Here is a 21560-nt window from a genome sequence, read left to right as displayed (position 1 = left end):
AGATTAAAGCTAAGTGTATTTCTGAATTACTTTAAAGTCAGAGACTTTAATACGTTTTTGTTTTTACAATAATTTTAAGATAAAGCATAAAATAAATTAATAAATTGCAATAAAAAAATAATGTTACAAGAAGTTGAAAATTTAATTCCACATAGAACTCCTTTTTTATTTGTAGATAAAATAACATCATTCTCCAAAGAAACAATTATTGGTCTTAAAACATTTGACGAAAGGGATACTTGGTTAAAAGGAAGTGTTCCTCAATCTGATTATATTCCGGGTACAGTTTTAATTGAATCAATGGCTCAATGCGGAGGCGCAGGAGTTAAACTTTTAGGAATTACAGATGGAATTTTTGGTCTTGTCAGTATTGAAGATGCTGAATTCTATTCAACTGCAAGGTTTACTGATGAAATAAAATTTGAGATACATAATATTCGTTTAAGCGAAAAGATAATTAAACAATCAGGAATTGCTTATGTAGAAGATAAAATGATAATAAAAGCGACTTGGATGTGTGTCAAAATACAATAGTGTAATTAATAAAATGCACACTGAATAACACATTTAAGGAATACTTTGCAGACCTGGGTTCGATTCCAGAGACTCAACAAAAAAACCTGTAAACTCCTTGTTTACAGGCTTTTTATTTTTTAGTTGATTTTTTAATCATTGATAAAAAACTTTGTCACCCTTAATTATATATTAAACCTCAGCTATTTGCTTAACTTTAAACTATAAATCTTACCTTATTATAAATTAATGCATTCTTACTTATCTTAAAGTGAACACATAAAAAAAATTAAATTACATTTTAACTTATGCCATTTTCAAGATAACATCTATTTACTTTTAAATATTGACTTACCATTTTTAATAGTTTCGAGCACTTTAATATCTTTAATTTCCATGTGATCTACTTTTAAAGGATTTTTATCCAGAATTACTAAATCGGCAAATTTACCAGCTTTCAAACTACCTTTTCTGTCTGTCTCATCGTATTGTGAGGCAACATTAATAGTCATTGCCTGCAGACCTTCATACGGAGTAACCCTTTGATCTGCTCCAACAGTCGCTCCTCCTCTAGAGATTCTGTTTACCGCTGACCATAAAACCATCATTTGATCAAGGGGCGCAACGACAAAATCAGTATGATTAGTAGGCTTTAATCCTGCATCAATAGCATCTCTCATCGGGCTTATATATTGTGATTGCTTAAATCCGCGATTTTTCAAGTGAGCTTCATAAAAATAATACGTATGTAAAGTGTAGAATGAGGGACGTATTTTATATTTAGCAAATTTTTGTATCTGATCTTTGCGAATAAATTGCGAATGTATAGATGTTACGTTCCATAGTTTAGAATAATCTCCCTCTCTTGCATATTCATATGCAGTTAGAAAGCCGTCTATTGCAGCATCACCGTTACAATGCAGGATCAAAGGAACTTTTAAATCATAAACCTTTTTTACCATTTGATTTACTTGTTCCTGCGGAAAAGTAAGTTCTCCTTTCCAATCTTTTTCTCCGCTGGGTCCCCCTAAAAGATAAGGCGTAGAAAAATACGCTGTCCTTCCCTGTGGTGATCCATCTATAGTAATTTTCACTCCTCCAATTTTAAATCCTTTATTATACTTTCCCCATTCTGATAAAGGAATTGCTTCAAGTACTTTATCAACATCAGTAATAAAAGGATAAGCAACTATGTCAATAATATTAGCATCGACGTTAGCAACCCTATTCATCGTCTCAATTTGTGAAAAGTGTGATAATCCTTCATGAGCTGTTGTTATTCCAGCCTCTGCATACAACATTTGTCCAGCTTTAGACCAATCAATTTCCTGTTGAGTAGTCATTTTTTCTGACTGTTCCGCTATCGGCAGGTATGCTGTTTCCATAATTAGCCCAAAAGGTTCATTTGTTCCTGGTTTACGAACAATAATTCCTCCCTGCGGTGTTTTAGTTTCAGCATTTATGCCGTATTTTTTTAAAGCTAAACTATTTAGTACCGTTCCATGCATTGATACATGGTCAACACGCACAGGATTATCGGGAAAAGCTTTATCCAAATCATCTCTGTTTAATAACCTCCCATTTGGCATTACAGTATCATCATATCCGTAACCAACTACCAATTCTCCTTTTTTTATATTATGTTTCTCAACAAATGTTCTCAGTGCTGTAATAATACTTTCAACATCTTTTCCTACACCTGAAGGTGGTGCATATAGCTGACATTGATTAGCAACTGAAAGCGAATTTATATAATGGCTGTGCGGATCTAAAAATCCTGGAAGCATAGTACTGCCTTTTAAATCAATCAAACTTGGATTTTCTCCTGCTGATTTAATAGCTTCATCTTTATCTCCAACATATAAAATTTTTCCGTCTTTCACGACTAAAGCCTCTGCATAATTTTCCTTATCTCCATCCATGGTAAGAATATCACCTCCATAATAAATTGTAGCCGTTTCATTGGCTGGCTTATTCTTAGATTCTTTATTACAACTTGAAATGATTGTCAAAATCCACATCAATAAAAAAATAGTACTTCTTTTCATGTTTTTATCTTTTTTGATTACAAACTACTATAATTCAGCTAACTTAAAAACTAACGAACCTCTTAATGGGTTAACATACAGAAGAATAAATATAAAAAAAATAAATTGTATTTCAATAAACTAAGCACCATTTAAAGTAATATAAAAACTACACATTCATCGGATCATTACTATCAGTTTATCTATTTATAAGGTAAATGAAGCTTATTTACTAACTAAAAAAAAATTGACACAGTAACATTAAGGAAAATTTTGCGCATCTGAGTTAATCAATTTTAAACCTCGTTCATTAATAAAAACTTTACTCCTAACTTCAGCATTATTGCAATTATTACCTTTTACTTGACAGCATGCTATTTCTATTCAAAAAACATTATGAAAACAACACTAAATCTACCTAAATCAATCTAAAATCCTAAAACAAGTGTGTTTTTCATACTTAAAAAAGTAACACTACACAGCCTTAAAGAGAACCGCCAATTCTACATTGTTTCACCATTTTTCTCTAACTTAGCACGGTAAATCTTAAAACGTAAGATTCAAACAAATTTTGTTTTTCTGCAAAGAACTGAATGAAAAAACGTTACTGTATTTTCTCTTACATTTTTTTCAAAAAAACATTCTTCTAATAATTTTAGTTAATTGAAAACTATGAGCAAATTTGATTTTGGAATTGTAGGTCTAGGCGTAATGGGTCGTAACCTGCTTTTAAATATTGCCAGCCATAACTTTGCGGCTGCAGGTTTAGATTTAGATACTGAAAAAGTCAACTCTCTTCAACAAGAAGCGGGTCCAAATGACACTATTGAGGCGACTACTGATGTTAAGCATTTTGTATCGCTTATTAAGCAGCCAAGAGCAATTATGTTATTGGTTCCAGCAGGGAAACCTGTTGACAGCGCAATCGCAAGTTTATTACCGCATTTAGACAAAGGAGATATTATCATTGATGGCGGAAATACTTATTTTACGGATACTGACAGAAGATTTTTAGAATTATCTTCTAAAGGAATTCACTTTTTTGGAATGGGAATTTCTGGTGGTGAAAAAGGAGCAAGATTTGGTCCTGCAATGATGCCTGGAGGAGATCAAAAAGCATACGAAAGACTTCGCCCAATTTTTGAAGCTATCGCTGCAAAAGTTGATGGTGAACCTTGTGTAGAATATTTAGGAAACGGATCTGCTGGTAACTATGTAAAAATGGTTCACAATGGAATTGAATACGGTATCATGCAATTGATTTCTGAAATTTATGACCTAATGAAAAGAGGTTATAATTTAGACGAAGACACAATTCAGAAAACATTTGAAGAATGGAATGAAACGTATGATCTTAAATCGTATTTGATTGAAATTACGGGGAAAATTCTAAAACAAAAAGACGAAGACGGAAGTCCGCTAATCAATAAAATTTCAGATTGGGCAAAATCTAAAGGAACAGGAAAATGGACTTCGCAAAATGCGATGGATTTACAAGTTCCAGTTCCAACTATCGACGCCGCTGTTGTAATGCGCGATATGTCTAAAACGAAACCAGAAAGAATTGAAGCTGCAACGAAATTAGTTTGGAACTCAAATCAAACTGATGTTAACACAAGCGAAGCGATTGCTGCGTTAAAATCGGCATTGTACTTTTCAATTGTTGTAACATATGCGCAAGGACTAGCGCAACTTCATACTGCTTCTAAAGAGTACAATTATGGATTAAATCTAGAAACGGTTGCCAAAATATGGCGCGGCGGCTGTATTATTCGTGCCGCTATTTTAGAGGATTTCAGAAAAGCATATGTTACAAAAGCAGATTTACCAAACTTACTTTTAGATGCTGGAATTGCTTCAAAATTAACAGATAATCAAGCTGGAATGAGAAATGTAATTCAATTTGCTGTACAAAAAGGTATACCTGCAGCAGGACTTATGAATTCATTGGCTTATTTTGATGCCTACAGATCTGAAAATCTGCCAACGAATCTAATTCAGGCGCAGCGTGATTATTTCGGGGCGCATACTTATGAACGCATTGACAAAACCGGTGTTTTCCACACACAATGGTCTGAATAAAGAACTTTAAACAACACAACACACAAAATGGGTAAGTTCAAAAATATAAATCCAACTATCATTGTAATTTTTGGTGGAACTGGAGATCTGGCAAAGAGAAAGCTCTTTCCCGCTTTTCAAAATCTGTATCTTGATGGCCGTATGTCAAAAAAGTTTCAGATTATTGCTCTTGGAAGAGCAGAAAAAAGCGATGAAGAATTTCGCAGTTATGTCTTAGAAAACCTAAATACATTCTCGAGAAAAAAAGGTCTTTCGGACCCAGAAACTCAAAAATTTCTTTCTCATATTACTTATCATAGCCTTGATATCGACAAAGAAGAATCTTATATAGGATTAAATGAAAAAATAAATACTATTGATCAGTCTTTTGGAGAACGAGCTAATCGTCTATTTTATCTTTCGATTACGCCGTCTTTCATTTCGACTATTTCTAATAATATCAAGAAAATTGGTCTTGCTGCCAATCCAAAACAAGATCGTATTATCATCGAAAAACCTTTTGGTTACGATAAAACTTCTGCAATTGCACTTAATGAAATGCTTTCGCAGACTTTCAAAGAGGAACAGATTTATAGAATCGACCATTATTTAGGTAAAGAAACCGTTCAAAACATTCTAGCTTTCCGATTTGGAAATTCGATGTTTGAGCCTTTATGGAGCCGTAATTTTATTGATTTTGTTCAGATTACCGTAGCTGAAGAAGTTGGCGTAGAAGAACGCGGCGGATTTTATGAAGGCGTTGGTGCTTTAAAAGATATGATTCAAAATCACCTGCTTCAAATTTTATGTATGACAGCGATGGAGGCTCCGGCTTCTCTTGAAGCAGATGATATTCGAAACCGTAAAGCTGATGTTTTAAAATCGATTCGACGTATCAAACCAGATGAAGTGGATCATTATATTGTGAGAGGTCAATATGACGCAGGTACTATAAAAGGAAAACCAGTTCCCGGATATCGTCAAGATAAAGGAATTGCTCCAGATTCTAATACAGAAACTTATGTTGCCATGAAAATTTATCTCGACAACTGGAGATGGCAGGGAATTCCATTTTATCTGCGTACAGGTAAACGAATGGAAGAAAAACAGTCTTCTATTATTATACAGTTTAAACCCGTTCCGCATTCTGCATTTTCTTATGGAAAAGAAGGTATGACACCAAATAGATTGATCATCAATATTCAGCCGGAAATGGATATTAAACTGCAGTTTATGACTAAAAAACCGGGCTTATCTCTTTCTTTAAGACCCGCAGAAATGGTATTCGATTATTTTGCCTGCTCTACAATGTCACCTGAAGCTTATGAAACATTAATTGCCGATGCTTTGGCAGGAGATCCTACTCTATTTATGCGTTGGGATCAGGTAGAACAAGCTTGGGATGCAATTGATACCATTCAACAAGTATGGAAAACTACAGCGCCTGATAATTTCCCTAATTATAAAGCAGGAAGCTGGGGACCTGAAGAGGCTGATGAATTATTGGCACGCCAAGGACATAAATGGATCCCAAATAAACAAACAAAAGAAGAAGTTTTAGATGATACAGATTTATAACAATACAGAAGAAATTAATATCGCAACGGCAGATCTATTTATTGCTGCAGCACAAAAAGCAATTACTGAAAAAGACAAATTTACAGTAGTTCTTACAGGAGGTTCTTCTCCTGCAGGAGTTTACAAATTATTAGCTTCTGACGATTACAAAAACAAAATAGACTGGAGTAAAGTATTTGTATTCTGGGGAGATGAGCGCTGGGTTCCGCTTAATGATGATTTAAGCAATGCAAAAATGTCTTATGCAGCATTACTAAGCCACGTTTCAATTCCTGCAAAAAATATTTTCGAAATGTACAAAGACAATGTTACACCAGAAGATTATGCTGTTGCTTATGAGCAATCTATTAGAACTGTTTTAGGCGATGAAGGAAAGTTTGATCTTATTTTATTAGGAATGGGTGATGATGGTCATACGGCTTCACTTTTCCCTGGTCAAGCTGTATTGCAAGAGCAAAATAAATGGGTTGACGCCTATTATCTTGAACCTCAAAAAATGTTCAGAATTACGCTTACGGCTCCGATTATTAATAAAGCAGAAAAAATCATCGTGATTGCTTTTGGAGAGAAAAAAGCACCAGCTTTGAAAGAAGTAACAGCCGGCGAATACAATCCGACAACTTATCCGATGCAGTTAATTAAACCTGTTTCTGGAGAGTTATTGTTTCTTGTAGATAAAAGTGCTGCTGGAACGAACTAAGAAATTGTTTTTACAACCAATACAAAAAAGTTTATGCTTTCGCATAAACTTTTTTGGTTTAAGATAATGATTCTAAATCTAATAGAGAGCTCACATAAATAGACAAACTTATTATAGCATTGGTTATTTTGCTGAATAAAACAGCTCTTTATCTCCTAAAACTTTCCAATCACTTGCCTCTTTGCCTTTCCATTTTACAGTTATCGTTTCATTATTCTTACTTTGTTTCAGTAGATAAATTGAAACGGGGTGATAGCCTTCTTTTAGGTTCACGTCTTGAATTAACTCTTTATTGGATTGATAACCAAAATCAGCATCAAACAAACTAGCATTGTGCAAACGCATATAAGCTTTCCCTGATGTTTTCAATGAAAAACTATATTTTCCGTCAACTGGAACTTTGATAAAACCTTTATAAAGAATCATACCTGTTTTAGCTGTTTCTGCTTTGTCATTTATAGAAGTGCTTAATTTACTCGATTGTGGTTTTAGTCCTTTTTCTGAAACTACCCAAGGAAAATCACCAGCAAAAAACTCTTGCTTAAATCCTGACAAAAGCTTTCCTGAAATTTTAGTTGCAGGAATTAAAGCATCATCATAAGGGCGAGGCGCTTCGGCATTTGCGTGACGTGTTTGCAAAACAGAAGCTTTCATTTGCATTTGCATTTTTTCAAATTCAGGTTTAGCCGCCAAATTAGTTGTTTCTTTTGGATCATTTACAACATCGTAGATTTCGAAATCATCTTCGGCTGATTTAATATCATAACGAACTCCTGAGTAATTCCCCATTCGTATCATTTGCATTTGTCCGCGTTTGCGGTTTTTATGTGTCGAATTATCGTTTTTAAAATCTGGTGTTTTGCCATTTTCGTAATATTCTACATAAACTAAACTTTGTTCTTGTTTTCCTTTTCCAATTAACGAAGGCAATAACGAAACGCCATCGGTTCTTACGGGAGGAATAACCCCGGCTGCCTGTGCAAACGTAGCCATCCAATCTGATAACATTGATGGCATTGTCACAACTTTTCCTGCTTTAATATGTTTAGGCCAATTTGCCAAAACCGGCATACGAACACCACCTTCCCAACAGTCTCTTTTAATACCATCAAAAGGACCATTACTAGAGAAAAATGTAGGTTGAAATCCAACAAATTGCGATGGCAAATACGATTCAATAGAAGCGCCATTATCTGATGTAAAAACTACCAGCGTATTTTCGTCTATTTTTAAATCTTTCAATAATTGAAGTATATCTCCCACTCCATCATCAATGCGGCGATTGGCAGTTGCATATCTTTTAAAAGTATCCGGCCACGGCACCTCTTTTGTCACTGGATTATTGTCATCGTCATAAACAGCATTTGCATAATCAGTATGCATATAAGAATCTGGAGTACCAGAAGCAGTATTAATCATATGCCCATATTTTCCTGTCCATTGCAAACCTCCATTTAATCCTTTTCCGCTTGGATATTCTTGTGTAGGCAGCTCCAATACCGCATGAGGCGCATCATACGCTAAATACATAAAAAAAGGTTTTGAAGCATCTTTGCTTTTAGCGTGTTCAATAATTCTTTTTTTTGCCATTGCCGTCCATAAATCGGTCGTATAACATTTTGCTAAACCTTCGGCCACATTATTATAATCGTCATAAACCTCTCTTTTTCCGCGATACAAACCTTCAACAGGATAATGTTCGTGCCCGTCAACGTGTCTCATATAACCATAATACAAATCGAAACCACGTTTTAAAGGATGTGAAGGCCAATTGGGTCCCGTTTCTTCCACTCCTTGTAATCCCCATTTTCCTATAGCCATAGTTTGATAGCCGGCTTGTTTTAAAACTGTTGCCAGCGTATGATTGTCTTCTAGTGCTTTGTCAAACTGATTGTCTCTAATGTGAGCATTTCCTTGATTAACCCCCGTCAACAAAGAACTTCTAGAAGGCGCACAAACAGGAGCATTACAATATTGCTGTGTAAACATAGCACCAGAAGTGGCCATCTGATCTAAATAAGGAGTAATTTGATACGGTTTTGACGGATCATTGCTTTTCATTCGCTGATTTTGAAAAAATACACCGATGTCTCCATACCCCATATCGTCTACTAAAATGTAAATGATATTGGGCTTTTGCTGCGCGAACAACGAACTGGCAGCAAAACATAAAATGATTAATACTTTTATTTTATTCATATTTCAAAACTTTATTTCTTTTACTTAAAAACTTCATCTTTAAATTTTTAATCACCAAATCCGCAATTATCTTATGAAAAAGTTCATAAAACAAAATACAGCGTTTTAAGCATGAAAAACAAAAAACACCTACCAGAAAAAAATTAATCTGTTTAACTTAAATCTATTTATGAAATAATGCATAAAAATATCGTCAAACAAAAAAAGAGCTCATTACTGAGCTGCTTTTTTATTCATTTATATTTGAGTGATCTCTAGAACTACACTCGTTTCTACTTTTGATGAAGAAACCCTTAATCCTACATTCATTAAATAATCTCCGGTATAAGATTCTCCCGATTCTTCAAGGGTTTTCTTTGCTTCTGGCATTAAATTGACCTCTTCAACTTTATACTTTTTGTTTGGGTCTAATCCTTGAAGACGAACTAAATTATACTGAGGATCGTAAAGCGGATGCAAGGTATATGAAAACAAAACGGCTTTGCTTTTTGTATTATCAACATACATCAAAACAGCACGACTTTCATCATACGGCGATACCATACGGTACATATCACCATGCCAGATTACAGGACTTAATCGCTTATAATTAGCGACAGCATCTTGACAATATTTCAATTCATTTTCTTTTAGTTCTTTTACATTAATATCAAAACCTAATTTGCCCATCATAGCTACATCGGTTTTAAATTTGATCGACTGATTTCCCCATGATGTTACGTGATTACAAATTGAAAAGGCTGGAAAAAACTGCGAATACCCCCATTGTATAAATACTCTATTAAAAGGATCTGTATTATCACTTGCCCAAAATTCTGTGAAATATTTAAGAAGCGCATAATCTGTTCTTCCCCCGCCGCCAGCACAAAGCATCATTGGCAGATTTGGATATTTTGTTTTAATCTTTTCTAAAACTTTATAAAGTCCTTTTGTATATTCAATAAACAAATGCGACTGCTGATTTTTTAAATACGTAGAATATGCATTGGTCATCATTCGATTGCAATCCCATTTAAAAAATGCCACACCAGAATTTGTCTGCATAATATCGTCTACTGTTTTAAAAACAAAATCCTGAACTTTTGGGTTGCTTAGGTCTAAAACCAGCTGACTGCGATAATAGCTTTCTGGTCTATTTGGAAGTTTTAAAACCCAATCTGGGTGTTTTTCATATAATTCACTTTTAGGATTAACCATTTCGGGCTCTATCCAAATACCAAACTTTACTCCCGTTTTCTCCGCCTCTTGAATTAAAAAACCAATACCATTTGGTAATTTCGTTTTTGTCGCCTGCCAGTCTCCTAGTCCTGATTTATCGCCGCTTCGCGGATATTTATTTCCAAACCAGCCGTCATCCAATAAAAACATATCGACACCAAGCGTTTTGGTATCAGCAAACATTTCCGTTAATTTTTTTTCATCAAAATTAAAAAAGGTAGTTTCCCAGTTATTCAATAAAGTCAATCTTGGTTTTTCACCATCTTTTATGCCATATTTGCCAGCCCATTTATGCAGGTTTCGACTGGCTTGTCCCTTACCTTTATTCGAAAAAGTATAAATAAATGATGGCGTTGTAAATACTTTATCTGGTTCAAGACTGTATTCTGAAGCAAACGGATTAATTCCTGAACTTATTCGAAGCGAGTTTTTATTATCTAATTCAAAAGCAAGTTTAAAATTTCCAGACCAAGCAATTGTTCCTGCAATAATTTCTCCTGAGTTTTCCTCTGCTTTAGCATTTAGAGATAAGAAAAAAACAGGTGTTTGATACATATTGGTACGAACTCCTAATTTTGAATCGATAACTTTTGTACCGCTGGTTAATTCTGTTTCCAACATTCGAGCCTCTTTAGCCCAATCACCATGAAATTGAGTTAACCAATAACGATCAGCATCAAAATGAAGCATTGAAGAGGCATAATTGTACAACATTATCGGTTTCTTTTCGTGATGCACAATTTCTGTCCATTGTTCAACAATATTCTCATTATAAAAAGCCTTATAATGTAATGTGACTTCAACTGGATATACAGGATCTTTTAACTTTATAATGGTTTCTGTGGTATTATCATCTAATTTATCGACACGATGACTTACATAAATTAGCTCAAGAGATGGGTTTCCGTCGTTATGAGTTACACGAATAGCAGATTCGAACAAATTATCAGTTCCATAAGTTGGATACGCCAAATGTCTCAAGTTATTCAATGGATTTCCGTCATTTATTACGAATGATTTTGTGTTTTCTTTTGAAAGTGCATTGTATCCAGAATTTCCGTTAAGTTTTGCTCCTAAATACGTTTGATACAATAAGCCGTTTTTTCCCGCTTTTAAAATCAAAGCTGAACTTTGTGTTTCAATTTGTATTTGTTTCTCTTGTGCATCAGCTTTATAAACTAAAGCGGTAAGCATTAATAAAAAGATTATTTTTTTCATAAAAAGTAAGTGGTTGGTATTTATAATGTGGTTACTGCATGTTATTTATAATTAACTCAACAGATAGTAACTTGTGTAATTGCATTATAGAATTCACAATAAACTATATTATTTTTTCTGTTTCTATTATTTATTTGCGAAAAATGAAATTCAAAAATATCACAATCACATTCATAAACATACTGGTACCTACCAGTTTCTTTTTAATAAATGCTTCGCTTCTAAAAATAATCTTTGTTTGAAATAATTAAAGAATGCTAAAAAATCATCATTTTACTGAAAACTCAATCAATAAAAAGGATTCAAAAAAAAATAGGTTAAACTATATTGCGGAATAACTTCGTTTCTAAAAAAAACCTACCAGTAAATTGAATTTTTGTTTCTTATTTTAAATAACAAAAAAAAGATCAACTATAATACACTGACAACAAGCGATTTTACACCAAATAAAGTTCTAAAAATCAAATTCTAAATTGAACTGATACAATTTTTTACAAACTTAATCTTATGTAGATTTAACTTTCTACAACTGGTATGGTTCAAAAATTAAAAAAAATACAAACAATCGTAAAACTGTACAAAATTTATTTTTAATACTATATTATCCATTTTTACAAAACGCAAACTCTTGTTTTTTTCTACACTTTAAAGGGGCAAAAAATAACCTTTACGCTTTTAGATTAGCTGTGAAATATTTTCAATCTTAAAATAATACGCAAATTCCTTTATTACCGACAGCTCCTCGTTGTATGACTTATATTCATATATTATCCGTTTTCTTTTCATATTCTATCAGATCATGATACTATTTTAGACATATTACAAACAAACTAGTTGGTACTGGTACGAAAAAACAAAGAAACCTTTCTAATTTTGATTTTCAATTTTATTTCTTTCTACTAAACAGAAACATAAGATAAACAACCTGAAAAATGGCCTTTTGCCCCTCATGGAAATTAAAAAATAAATACAATGAAGATATTATTTGCCAAAACCCGAAAGCATTTTCTATTTGTCGCAGCTGCACTTTGCTTTTTTACCAGTACCCTTTTTTCGCAAGAAGAGCGCCGCTGGCAGATTGATAAAGACGGATCTATTTCTTGGCAGATAAACAACAATATTCCGCACAAAGACCACATTGAAATGAGCGGTAAAAAAATCTCCTGCGTATTACGATATGGTGTAGCGGCAGATGGTACGTTTCATGCTACCCGCAGTTTGGTTTGGCCAATGCTGAGAACAATTCCAAATAATACCCATGCTAGTTTTACGCGACAGTTTGCGCAAGATGCCTTTGATTTGGTGACGGTAAATTACAAACCCATTGCTGCTGAAAAAGTAATTTCACTAACATTGAACGGGACATTACTGGTTAAGAGTAAAGCAGGTACTACTCTTGAATTAACCAGACAGTTTTTCCCATCGACAACTTTATCAGGATATTGTGAAATTTATACACTTAAAAACATTTCTGAAAAATCTTGCATTGTAGAAATTCCAAAATCAAATACCGTTTATACGTCAGATCCAGCAAAAGGAACAGAAGGAAGTTATAATTTGAATGTCGATCTTTTTAATCATGGAAGTTTTAATCTTCAGCCAAACGAAACAATTCGTTTCACTGTTTTCTATTCGGCAGGTAAAACAAACGAACCAACCCCAATGGTAAACATTGAAGAAGAAAAGGAGAAACGCTTAAAATTAATTCATGAAATTTGGGATAAACTCATATTAGAAACGCCTGATGAAGTTTTGAATACAGAATTTGCTTTTGCCAAAATTAGAGCTTCTGAAAGTATTTTTGAAACTAAAGGCGGGCCTATGCACGGTCCTGGAGGAGAATCTTATTATGCGGCTATTTGGGCAAACGATCAAGCTGAATATATTGGGCCATTCTTTCCGTTTTTAGGATATGAGTATGGTAATCAGGCATCATTAAACGCTTATTTGCAATTTGCCAAATTCATGAATAAGGAATACAAACCTATCCCAAGTTCGATTGTTGCCGAAGGAACGGATATTTGGAATGGTGCGAGCGACCGAGGTGATGGCGCAATGATTGCTTACGGTGCGGCACGTTATGCTCTTTCTCGAGGAAATAAAAATGAAGCCAAACAATTATGGCCATTGATTGAGTGGTGTTTAGAGTATTGCCATAGAAAACTTAATTCTGATGGAGTTGTAACGTCCGATTCTGATGAACTCGAAGGGCGTCTTCCAGCAGGAAAAGCCAATCTTAACACCTCATCTTTATATTATGATGCTCTTAACTCTGCAGTATATTTAGGAGAAGCTTTAGGAAAAGACAAAACCCAACTGAAAAAATATAAAGCTGAAGCTGAAAATTTAAAAACAGCTATTGAAAAGTATTTTGGAGGAAAAGTAGAAGGGTTCGAAACTTATAAATACTACAAAGAAAATGATGTTTTAAGAGCTTGGATTTGTACTCCTCTAACAATGGGAATTTATGATCGAAAAGAGGGAACGATAGATGCTTTGTTTTCTTCAAGATTATGGACAAAAGATGGTCTAGCCAGTATTGCAGGTGATAAAATATTTTGGGACCGCTCGACTTTATATGCTTTAAGAGGCGTATTGGCTGCGGGAGAAACGGAGAAGGCACTGAATTTTTTACATTATTACTCGAACCGTCGCTTATTAGGCGATCATGTTCCTTATCCTGTAGAGGCTTATCCTGAAGGAGATCAGCGACATCTTTCTGCGGAAAGCGGCTTATACTGTAGAATTTTTACGGAGGGATTATTTGGCATTCGTCCTACTGGTTTAAACAGTTTCGATTTTACGCCAAGACTTCCTAAATCTTGGCCCGTTATGAAACTGCGTCAAATACATGCTTTTGAAAAAGATTTTGATATTACTGTTGAAAGAGTGAATGGGAAATTGAAAGTAACTATCTCTAATGGAAAAAAAATAGTATTTACCAAACGGATTAAAGACGGAAATACAATCAATATTCATCTTTAACAAATCAATAAGTTTTTACAAAAAAGGAGCTTCAATTTTAGAAGCTCCTTTTTGTATTTTTTTCATTTAGACGTGCTCTGTGCTTTTTGATTAAGTGGAATGTCTTTTTTGGGGCAGTGTGAATCTCTATCGAGAATATGTGTTTAAAAAATTATGCACATTGGGTTTGTTATACAAAATACAACACTGTTTTATATAAATCATTTGACTGTATTTGTTTTGTATCTACATTCAAAACTTTAGATTGAATGGTATCGCTTTTTGATTGAACAGCAGTTTTAAGATATACCTTCAAGTCATTAACAATTCCTCTTTTTGTTTGGTAACCGCTTAGTGCTATCAAATTGTTAATTTCTTCTAGAACAGCAATATTAGCATACAATAACTTATCAAATAAACAGACTAAAGCAATTGTTCCTTTCTTTTCAAGTTTCAAAAATTCAATTAATTCTTGACGACTGTAAACTACAAATATTGATCTGTTAAGCCCTTGAGATTTTGGTTTTTTACTAATCAAAAATGAATCTTGGGTAAATTTAAATTCATCTGCAAAATTATTTTTAAACATTTTTAAAAACAATCCTTTATCGTCTCGCACCAAAACTTGTATCTTTTCCATTGTCAATTTCTTTACAATTAATACTCCCTAAACTGAGCTGATTACAGCTCATCAATGTTTCATTTTAGGTTTTGTATTTGTTTTTCTTTTTTGATTTATATAATCTTGATAAACAAAGACAAAAGTATTTCACTTCAAAATTAAACACCTCCACAATAAGACATAAAAACCTCAAAATAAGACTTTTATTCACTAACCATTTTAAGGAAACATTTTGTAAACAACGAGATAATCTGATAAAAGTATTGTACTGTATTCTTTTAAAAACAAAGAATAGAAAATTTAATATTTGATAAAGTTAAATCGATCAACAAACATAGATCCGATTAGTGGTATTGGTTTTCTTTTTTGGTTGACAGCATTAATAATCCCCGCTATTAAAACAATTAATACACCAAAGCTTAAGATGGTAAAGAAAGTTGAAATTACAGGATTAATTGAAAAGATTGGAAAAAATATGCTGCCTAAAACTGCACTCAAAACTCCTAATCCAAAGGACTGCTTTAGATGATATTGTGCAAATGAAGATCTTCCTCCATTATGATAAACAAGAAAAGAAATTACCCATCCTACAAGAGTTAAGTAACTAATTATTGATATGGTTTTTCGGCTCATTCTTCTCTTGTTTATCTAGTTTTAAAAAAAATAATTGATTTATATTTTAAAGTTTCGTGATAATAAATTCACTTCTTCTATTCATTTGATGCTGTTCTTCGGTACATTTTACACCATCAGAACATTCATTTACAAGTTGAGTTTCACCATAACCTTTACCTGTTAATCTGTTTGGTGAAATACCATTTTTCACCAGCCATTTAATTGTCGATTTGGCTCTTCTGTCAGAAAGTCTTTCATTGTATACGGCTGTTTGACGGCTGTCTGTATGCGAACGAATATCTATTTTCATTGTTGGATACTGATTTAAAACATCTAAAATTTTCACCAAATCCAAGGCCGCTTCTGGACGAATATCTGATCCATCCAAATCAAAATAAATCATTTTAATATCAAAACATTTCCCTAAATCATCTCCTACTGCAACCTGACATGTAACTTTATCCAGTGAAATTGGCAAATACGTTTTTCCTGTTTCTGTTCCAATCGATGTACGAACTTCTTTAGTTGCATAATCTGCTTTTTCAACTCTTACATTATAGGTTTTTCCACATTCAACAGAAAAACTGTAAAATCCATTTAAATCTGAAATAACAGTACTTTTCAGCACCTGCATATTATCATACAATGAGACTTTGGCACCAGACAAAATAATTCCTGTCTGCGTATCTGTAATAATACCGTTTAATTCCTGAATACAATCCAATTTGCGCGTTTCTAAAAACTTATAAATATCATCAGAACCTTGTCCGCCGTCTTTATTCGAAGAGAAAAAACCTCTTCTGGACTTAGTATCAATAACAAATGCAAAATCATCGTTAGGAGAATTAATATCAGCACCTACATTTTTAATATTTGTTATTTCATTCCCGCTTATTTTACCAACAAATACATCTAAACCTCCAAGTCCTGGATGACCATCTGAAGCAAAATAAATTTCGTTATCAGCTGTTATAAATGGAAAAGTTTCTTTTCCTTCAGTATTAATGGTTTTACCTAAATTTTCTGGAGAACCAAAACCACCGCTTCCATTAATACTCACTTTATAAATATCTGACTGCCCAAATGTTCCCGGCATATCAGATGCAAAATACAAAGTTTTTTCATCAGGACTTAATGCTGGATGTGCGGTACTATAAGTATCACTATTAAATGGAAGTTCAATAATGTTAGTCCATTTATTATTTTCAAAAGTTGCTTTGTATATTTTAATTAGAGTAGTTTTATTACCATCTTTTCCTTTTTTGCCGTCAATAAAATTGTTTCTTGTAAAATAAACCGTTTTTCCGTCTTTTGTAAAAACAGGCGTCGCTTCGTTGAATTTAGAATTGATTTTAGATTTTATCTTTTCGGGTTTATTTGGATTGAAATCGGCTTCAATATCAGCTTGATAAAGATTTGTAAAATGCTCGCCCGTCCATTTGTGAATTCGCTGTGCAAAATTCCCAGTATCTCTGGCTGATGTGAACACTATTTTATTTTGATAAAATGAAGTTCCGTAATCTGAGTACTTACTGTTTACTCCTGCGTCTTCAATTTTATATCTTCCTGAATTGGCTTTAATTTCTGCTAAATAATTTTTGTCTTTTAAATAGCGCTCAGCTCTTGTATCTTTCTTTGATTTTTGAGCAAACAAGTCTAATATTTCATTTGCTTTTTTATCATTTCCAGCTGCTTTTAATGATTGTGCATAACGATAATAATACTCTGGTTCTACTTCGCTTTTCATAGCAAATAATTCCTCGTACCATTTGGCTGCTTTCTCAAACTCTGAATTGAAATAAAAAGAATTACCTAATTTCTTGAACATATCCTCAGATTTGTATCCTTTATCAGCAATTCTTTCATAGGTTTTAATGGCATCTATATAGGCATAATTGTTATAGTCTTTATCAGCAGAAACTGTCTGGTTTTGCTGGGAATAACTATTAAATGAAAAAACAATTAGTAAGGCGTAAACAAGTATAAAATTTTTCATTGTTAATGTAGGATTAAAAGAAACGTGGGGTTGTAATTTTACCATAGTTTTTAAAGAACTCGTATCTCAGAAATATTTCATGCGATCCTGAATTATAATTTTGCAATTTTGTTGTTTCATGGTCATAGGCATATCCTATATAAAGTCCATCTGAAACCTGAAATCCTGCCATTGCGCTCAATGCTGCACTCCATCTGTATGCTGCTCCTACAACAAATTTATCGTTGAACATAAAATTAGCTGAAAGATCTACTTGCAAAGGCGCTCCTTCTACCATTTTTACTAATACCGCAGGTTTGAATTTGATGTATTGATATTTATCTAAATCAAATACATATCCTCCCATTAAATAATAGTTGATTCTATCTTTATAAATCGCCACATCATTATCATCGTAACGATTGGTTTCTATAAAATTTGGCACTGACAAACCAACATAAGCTTTGTCTGAATGCCAATAAACTCCAGCTCCGACGTTTGGCGAAATTTTATTTCTTAAATCTTGAAATTGCGGATCTCCTTGGTCTTCAATGTTCAATTTATTAATATCTAAATTAAACAAATTAACTGTTCCTTTGATACCAAATGACAATTTAAAATTTGCTGATGTTTGAATTGAATACGATAAATCTGTTGAGAAATTATTCTCGTTTGTTGGTCCAATTTTGTCATTAACAAGCGAAACTCCAATTCCTAAATTACTGTTGCTAATTGGTGAATTGACTGAAAAACTGCTCGTTTCTGGAGCACCGTCAAGACCTACCCATTGTGTTCTATATAAACCAAAAACACTCAATGCCCCTCTTGATCCTGCATATGCGGGGTTAATACTTATGGTATTGTACATATATTGTGTAAACTGAGCGTCTTGCTGCGCACAGCAAAAAAAACCAGTTAACATAATAACCACTGTATAAAATTTTATTCTCATGCTTTTATCTTTAATAATTTAAAGCTGTTTAAAATGTACCTCAACAAATTAATTTCTAGTTAAGTACAGGTACCCTGATTTTTTTAATACTTGAGGTGAAGTTCCAGAATATTTAATGTTTATAATGTAAAAATAGGTTCCTGTTGGCAGCATTTCGTTTTTTGATATGGTTGTTCTTCCTTCTGAATAGCCTCTAAAAACATTTCCATTAGAATCATAATTTACGGTGTCATATACTTTTATTCCCCAGCGATTATAAATTTCAACGGTATTGTCTGCAGAACATTCTGTCAGTCCTCCAATTTTAAAATATTCGTTTTTTCCATCTCCATCAGGCGAAACAGCATTATAAACTGTCAAAGTACTGCAAGGCAAAACGATTCCGTCATCAACTCTTGCCGTAGTAAACACGTTATATCCAGAAACATTTACAGGAGTAGTAACCGTTTTTTTATCACTATCTACAACTCCGCCCTCATCAATCCAGCGGTTTTGAGCTTCATCCCATCTTACTATATGTATTGAACTTTGTGGTGACACGAGAACGTCTGCCGGCGTAGTCGATGATTCATCCCAGCTTAAAGTCAGCATTACATCTGAGTTTCCAGCAGTTTTATCCAAAGTCCAATATTCTTGATTATTGATAAGAACTATTTCCTTTGCTTTTTGATTGTGTGGATATAATGCATTAGAATCTTCGAAGAAATATTTGCCTGTAAAACTGCTCAATATTTCCTTTGGTGCCGAGATACCTGCAAATCGGTATTTATTTTTATCGCCAATTGGATAAGTAAAATCTTCTTGACCTACTTTTTGCACTTTACCGTCAACATGACTGTTATCGTTCACGTTAATATGTTTAGATTTATTCTCGAAAACTAACAATCCTCCGTATTCATCGTCATTAATAATTCCTTGCTGAAAATTAGCCGTACCAGAAATACTCACTTCGTTTGACAAATGAAAAGCGGGCTGAATACTATTGTTTTTAAATTCAGCATCATTCCACTGCATAGGCATAGTTCCCGAAATTTGCTGAAACCCTGTCGATCCAATCATTCGTGTTATTCCTGAATGTGATCCTGAAGAAAAACTTACCAGTCCGTCATTATTGTAATGACTGTAAAAGATAAATTCTCCATCATTAAACAGATTTCCTGAACTTTTGTTATCCATTGCTCCTACTGTAGACATAGTTGTGCCAGATGTAATAAACAACTCTCCAACATTTACGGTCTGCGCTGTTATTATTCCACCGAGAAATAATAAGAGGGTTAAAAAAATATTTTGAATTCTTGATTTCATAAGTTCTATTTATTGACTTACTGTTTTATCGAAATTTTTTAGATTTAACTTAAAGAAATAACGCTTTTAGTATTTAGCATTGCTTTTTGAAGGAAGCATTGGATTTGTAATTACCTGACATTTTGATACTGTAACACTTATCACAGCTTTCTTAGATCTAAACCCTTCATCTCCATAAGGCTGAAATGTTCCAGCCGGATATGTTTTACCTTTTATATTATAGGATACTTCTGCCTTACCTGTAAATCCTTTAACGGGATTGAATGTCACTATTCCAGAAGCTGAATCATAGGTAAAAGTTCCTTCTGTTGTCGTAATCGAAAACGGATTTGCCGCAGTAGTACCATCAGCATTAAGAAATCTAAATTGACTGTAATCAATATTACTTGAAGATGCTGTAGGTATTGCATAAGTGGGTCCAGTATAGGCAACATCATTAGCGTATGGATTTATAGTTACTGGATTATTTTTGCATATTGTTGCATTATCAGCAACTGCTTCTGCGGCATAGGGTAAAACTACTTCTAAGCCCCATATTTTATGTACATCATTTAAACCTCCTGTTGATGCTCCAAAACCAATTTTAAAACTATTAGGAATAGCCGTATTTAAGGTATGAATTGTAGCTGCACCTTCATTTAAAGAAGTATTATAATCAGTAACTTCTGGATTTGCATTTTCGGTATAAGGTGTCGATTGTTTGTACCAATAATTATCGATTACTGTTCTAACAGTATTTTGATGCTGTATTTTTACTGTAATGTTATAACCACCAAACTGATTAGGAACAAGTTCAATAAATGCTTTTCGATAATTTACATTGTTAGGATCTGTGGTGTAGGCTCCAGATCGAATATTAAAATTATCCGGATTACCGCTATTGTAATCGTATGCTCCTAAAGTATTTAGCTTCGCACCTCCGTTTGATGTCCCTGTTGGAGTTAGTGTACTTTGGGTTGTAAGTACAGGATAACCTGTATAACCTGCTCCTCTTCCTTTATTATCCAAAGCACCTCCTCTAGCACCTCTTAAAGTAACGTGACTGCTTCCTGAATTTGCCCAGCCTCCTGATGGAGCCGAAACCCCATTCAGCCTAGCGTCACCCTGAAATGGATCTCCTTTAAAATTTCCGTAAGAATCTAAAGCAATACCTAAATAAGCTCCAGAAAGTCCTTCACGTCTATTGCCAGAATAGGAATCGTTGGCTCTTAAATAAGAATATCCCATTCCACGTCCATTTGTTCCAATTGTTGGAGTAACAGCAGCATCAAATAAAAATACGCTTATACCATCTGCTCCAGTTCCTCCATAAATTGCATACTCAAATGAAATTTTAATACCAACCGCACTGTTAAATTTTTTATTATCAATGATAATTGCTCCAAATTTTGAATTGGTTGCTGGTGTCAACTCTAATCCAGTAGTTGTAAATACCGCAGCATTTGCAGTAGCCCCAGTTGGCAAAATTATTTCGGCAGGCTTTGTCGCCGAATTAAAGCTCTGTGTATACGGGAAATCACCATACACCTGTGCGCTTACTGTTTGAACAGCTGCTAGAAGCAAAAAAACTGTCAGTTTACTATACCCTTTTAAAAATGTATTTTTCATAATAG

The 21560-nt window shown here is 33.7% G+C and carries 14 protein-coding genes; 5 read left to right on the top strand and 9 right to left on the bottom strand.

From position 1 onward, the window contains the following. Positions 1–120 precede the first annotated feature (120 nt). On the top strand, positions 121–534 hold the full coding sequence (locus ACHRV0_RS06765) for a 3-hydroxyacyl-ACP dehydratase FabZ family protein (RefSeq protein ID WP_395440309.1): 414 nt from the start codon (positions 121–123) through the stop codon (positions 532–534). 308 nt (positions 535–842) lie between these two features. Here ACHRV0_RS06765 and ACHRV0_RS06760 read toward each other — a convergent pair whose 3' ends face one another. Then, positions 843–2561 (bottom strand): amidohydrolase, encoded by a 1719-nt coding sequence (locus ACHRV0_RS06760; RefSeq protein ID WP_206733626.1) that lies wholly within the window; start codon positions 2559–2561, stop codon positions 843–845. Between the two features lie 651 nt (positions 2562–3212). On the opposite strand from ACHRV0_RS06760, the gene gndA reads away from it, so the two are divergent. From gndA to pgl, 3 genes are read left to right on the top strand one after another with little or no spacing between them, the layout of a single operon-like run. Then, positions 3213–4622, top strand: coding sequence for an NADP-dependent phosphogluconate dehydrogenase (gene gndA, locus ACHRV0_RS06755; protein WP_395440308.1), 1410 nt, complete (start codon positions 3213–3215; stop codon positions 4620–4622). A gap of 27 nt (positions 4623–4649) precedes the next feature. Continuing rightward, entirely contained in the window at positions 4650–6179 is a 1530-nt protein-coding gene (gene zwf / locus ACHRV0_RS06750; protein ID WP_099719370.1) for a glucose-6-phosphate dehydrogenase, read from the top strand. Then, on the top strand, positions 6163–6879 hold the full coding sequence (gene pgl / locus ACHRV0_RS06745) for a 6-phosphogluconolactonase (protein ID WP_395440307.1): 717 nt from the start codon (positions 6163–6165) through the stop codon (positions 6877–6879). The genes zwf and pgl overlap by 17 nt, the downstream gene beginning before the upstream one ends. Before the next feature lie 123 nt (positions 6880–7002). Here pgl and ACHRV0_RS06740 read toward each other — a convergent pair whose 3' ends face one another. Together ACHRV0_RS06740 and ACHRV0_RS06735 are read right to left on the bottom strand one after the other, a co-directional pair. Then, the gene (locus tag ACHRV0_RS06740; RefSeq protein WP_395440306.1) at positions 7003–9078 is read right to left on the bottom strand and encodes an arylsulfatase; all 2076 of its coding nucleotides are present in this window, start codon (positions 9076–9078) and stop codon (positions 7003–7005) included. A gap of 237 nt (positions 9079–9315) precedes the next feature. After that, positions 9316–11514: an alpha-galactosidase gene (locus ACHRV0_RS06735; RefSeq protein WP_395440305.1), complete on the bottom strand. Its 2199-nt coding sequence runs from the start codon at positions 11512–11514 to the stop codon at positions 9316–9318. Positions 11515–12486: 972 nt separating this feature from the next. On the opposite strand from ACHRV0_RS06735, the gene ACHRV0_RS06730 reads away from it, so the two are divergent. Then, positions 12487–14499, top strand: coding sequence for a hypothetical protein (locus ACHRV0_RS06730; RefSeq protein ID WP_395440304.1), 2013 nt, complete (start codon positions 12487–12489; stop codon positions 14497–14499). A 169-nt stretch (positions 14500–14668) separates the two neighbouring features. Here ACHRV0_RS06730 and ACHRV0_RS06725 read toward each other — a convergent pair whose 3' ends face one another. The 6 genes from ACHRV0_RS06725 to ACHRV0_RS06700 all read right to left on the bottom strand — a co-directional run bounded on the left by ACHRV0_RS06725 (position 14669) and on the right by ACHRV0_RS06700 (position 21555). After that, positions 14669–15118, bottom strand: a complete 450-nt coding sequence (locus ACHRV0_RS06725) for a hypothetical protein (RefSeq protein ID WP_129026066.1) — start codon at positions 15116–15118, stop codon at positions 14669–14671. A gap of 282 nt (positions 15119–15400) precedes the next feature. Continuing rightward, positions 15401–15733, bottom strand: a complete 333-nt coding sequence (locus ACHRV0_RS06720; protein ID WP_129026068.1) for a DUF4870 domain-containing protein — start codon at positions 15731–15733, stop codon at positions 15401–15403. 46 nt (positions 15734–15779) lie between these two features. Next, entirely contained in the window at positions 15780–17711 is a 1932-nt protein-coding gene (locus ACHRV0_RS06715; RefSeq protein ID WP_395440303.1) for an OmpA family protein, read from the bottom strand. A gap of 13 nt (positions 17712–17724) precedes the next feature. After that, the gene (locus ACHRV0_RS06710) at positions 17725–18642 is read right to left on the bottom strand and encodes a type IX secretion system membrane protein PorP/SprF (protein ID WP_129026072.1); all 918 of its coding nucleotides are present in this window, start codon (positions 18640–18642) and stop codon (positions 17725–17727) included. Between the two features lie 48 nt (positions 18643–18690). Beyond that, positions 18691–19947 (bottom strand): gliding motility-associated C-terminal domain-containing protein, encoded by a 1257-nt coding sequence (locus ACHRV0_RS06705; RefSeq protein WP_395440302.1) that lies wholly within the window; start codon positions 19945–19947, stop codon positions 18691–18693. Between the two features lie 66 nt (positions 19948–20013). Next, entirely contained in the window at positions 20014–21555 is a 1542-nt protein-coding gene (locus ACHRV0_RS06700; RefSeq protein WP_395440301.1) for a hypothetical protein, read from the bottom strand. Positions 21556–21560: the final 5 nt, after the last annotated feature.

The sequence above is a fragment of the Flavobacterium sp. FlaQc-30 genome (assembly GCF_044005885.1).
Taxonomy (GTDB): domain Bacteria; phylum Bacteroidota; class Bacteroidia; order Flavobacteriales; family Flavobacteriaceae; genus Flavobacterium.
This window is presented reverse-complemented; position numbering and strand designations above follow the sequence as displayed.

Excerpts from the sequence above, each read along its gene's own strand:
- ACHRV0_RS06765 (WP_395440309.1), top strand. The coding sequence starts at position 121 with ATGTTACAAGAAGTTGAAAATTTAATTCCACATAGAACTCCTTTTTTA.
- ACHRV0_RS06760 (WP_206733626.1), bottom strand. The coding sequence starts at position 2,561 with ATGAAAAGAAGTACTATTTTTTTATTGATGTGGATTTTGACAATCATT.
- gndA (WP_395440308.1), top strand. The coding sequence starts at position 3,213 with ATGAGCAAATTTGATTTTGGAATTGTAGGTCTAGGCGTAATGGGTCGT.
- zwf (WP_099719370.1), top strand. The coding sequence starts at position 4,650 with ATGGGTAAGTTCAAAAATATAAATCCAACTATCATTGTAATTTTTGGT.
- pgl (WP_395440307.1), top strand. The coding sequence starts at position 6,163 with ATGATACAGATTTATAACAATACAGAAGAAATTAATATCGCAACGGCA.
- ACHRV0_RS06740 (WP_395440306.1), bottom strand. The coding sequence starts at position 9,078 with ATGAATAAAATAAAAGTATTAATCATTTTATGTTTTGCTGCCAGTTCG.
- ACHRV0_RS06735 (WP_395440305.1), bottom strand. The coding sequence starts at position 11,514 with ATGAAAAAAATAATCTTTTTATTAATGCTTACCGCTTTAGTTTATAAA.
- ACHRV0_RS06730 (WP_395440304.1), top strand. The coding sequence starts at position 12,487 with ATGAAGATATTATTTGCCAAAACCCGAAAGCATTTTCTATTTGTCGCA.
- ACHRV0_RS06725 (WP_129026066.1), bottom strand. The coding sequence starts at position 15,118 with ATGGAAAAGATACAAGTTTTGGTGCGAGACGATAAAGGATTGTTTTTA.
- ACHRV0_RS06720 (WP_129026068.1), bottom strand. The coding sequence starts at position 15,733 with ATGAGCCGAAAAACCATATCAATAATTAGTTACTTAACTCTTGTAGGA.
- ACHRV0_RS06715 (WP_395440303.1), bottom strand. The coding sequence starts at position 17,711 with ATGAAAAATTTTATACTTGTTTACGCCTTACTAATTGTTTTTTCATTT.
- ACHRV0_RS06710 (WP_129026072.1), bottom strand. The coding sequence starts at position 18,642 with ATGAGAATAAAATTTTATACAGTGGTTATTATGTTAACTGGTTTTTTT.
- ACHRV0_RS06705 (WP_395440302.1), bottom strand. The coding sequence starts at position 19,947 with ATGAAATCAAGAATTCAAAATATTTTTTTAACCCTCTTATTATTTCTC.
- ACHRV0_RS06700 (WP_395440301.1), bottom strand. The coding sequence starts at position 21,555 with ATGAAAAATACATTTTTAAAAGGGTATAGTAAACTGACAGTTTTTTTG.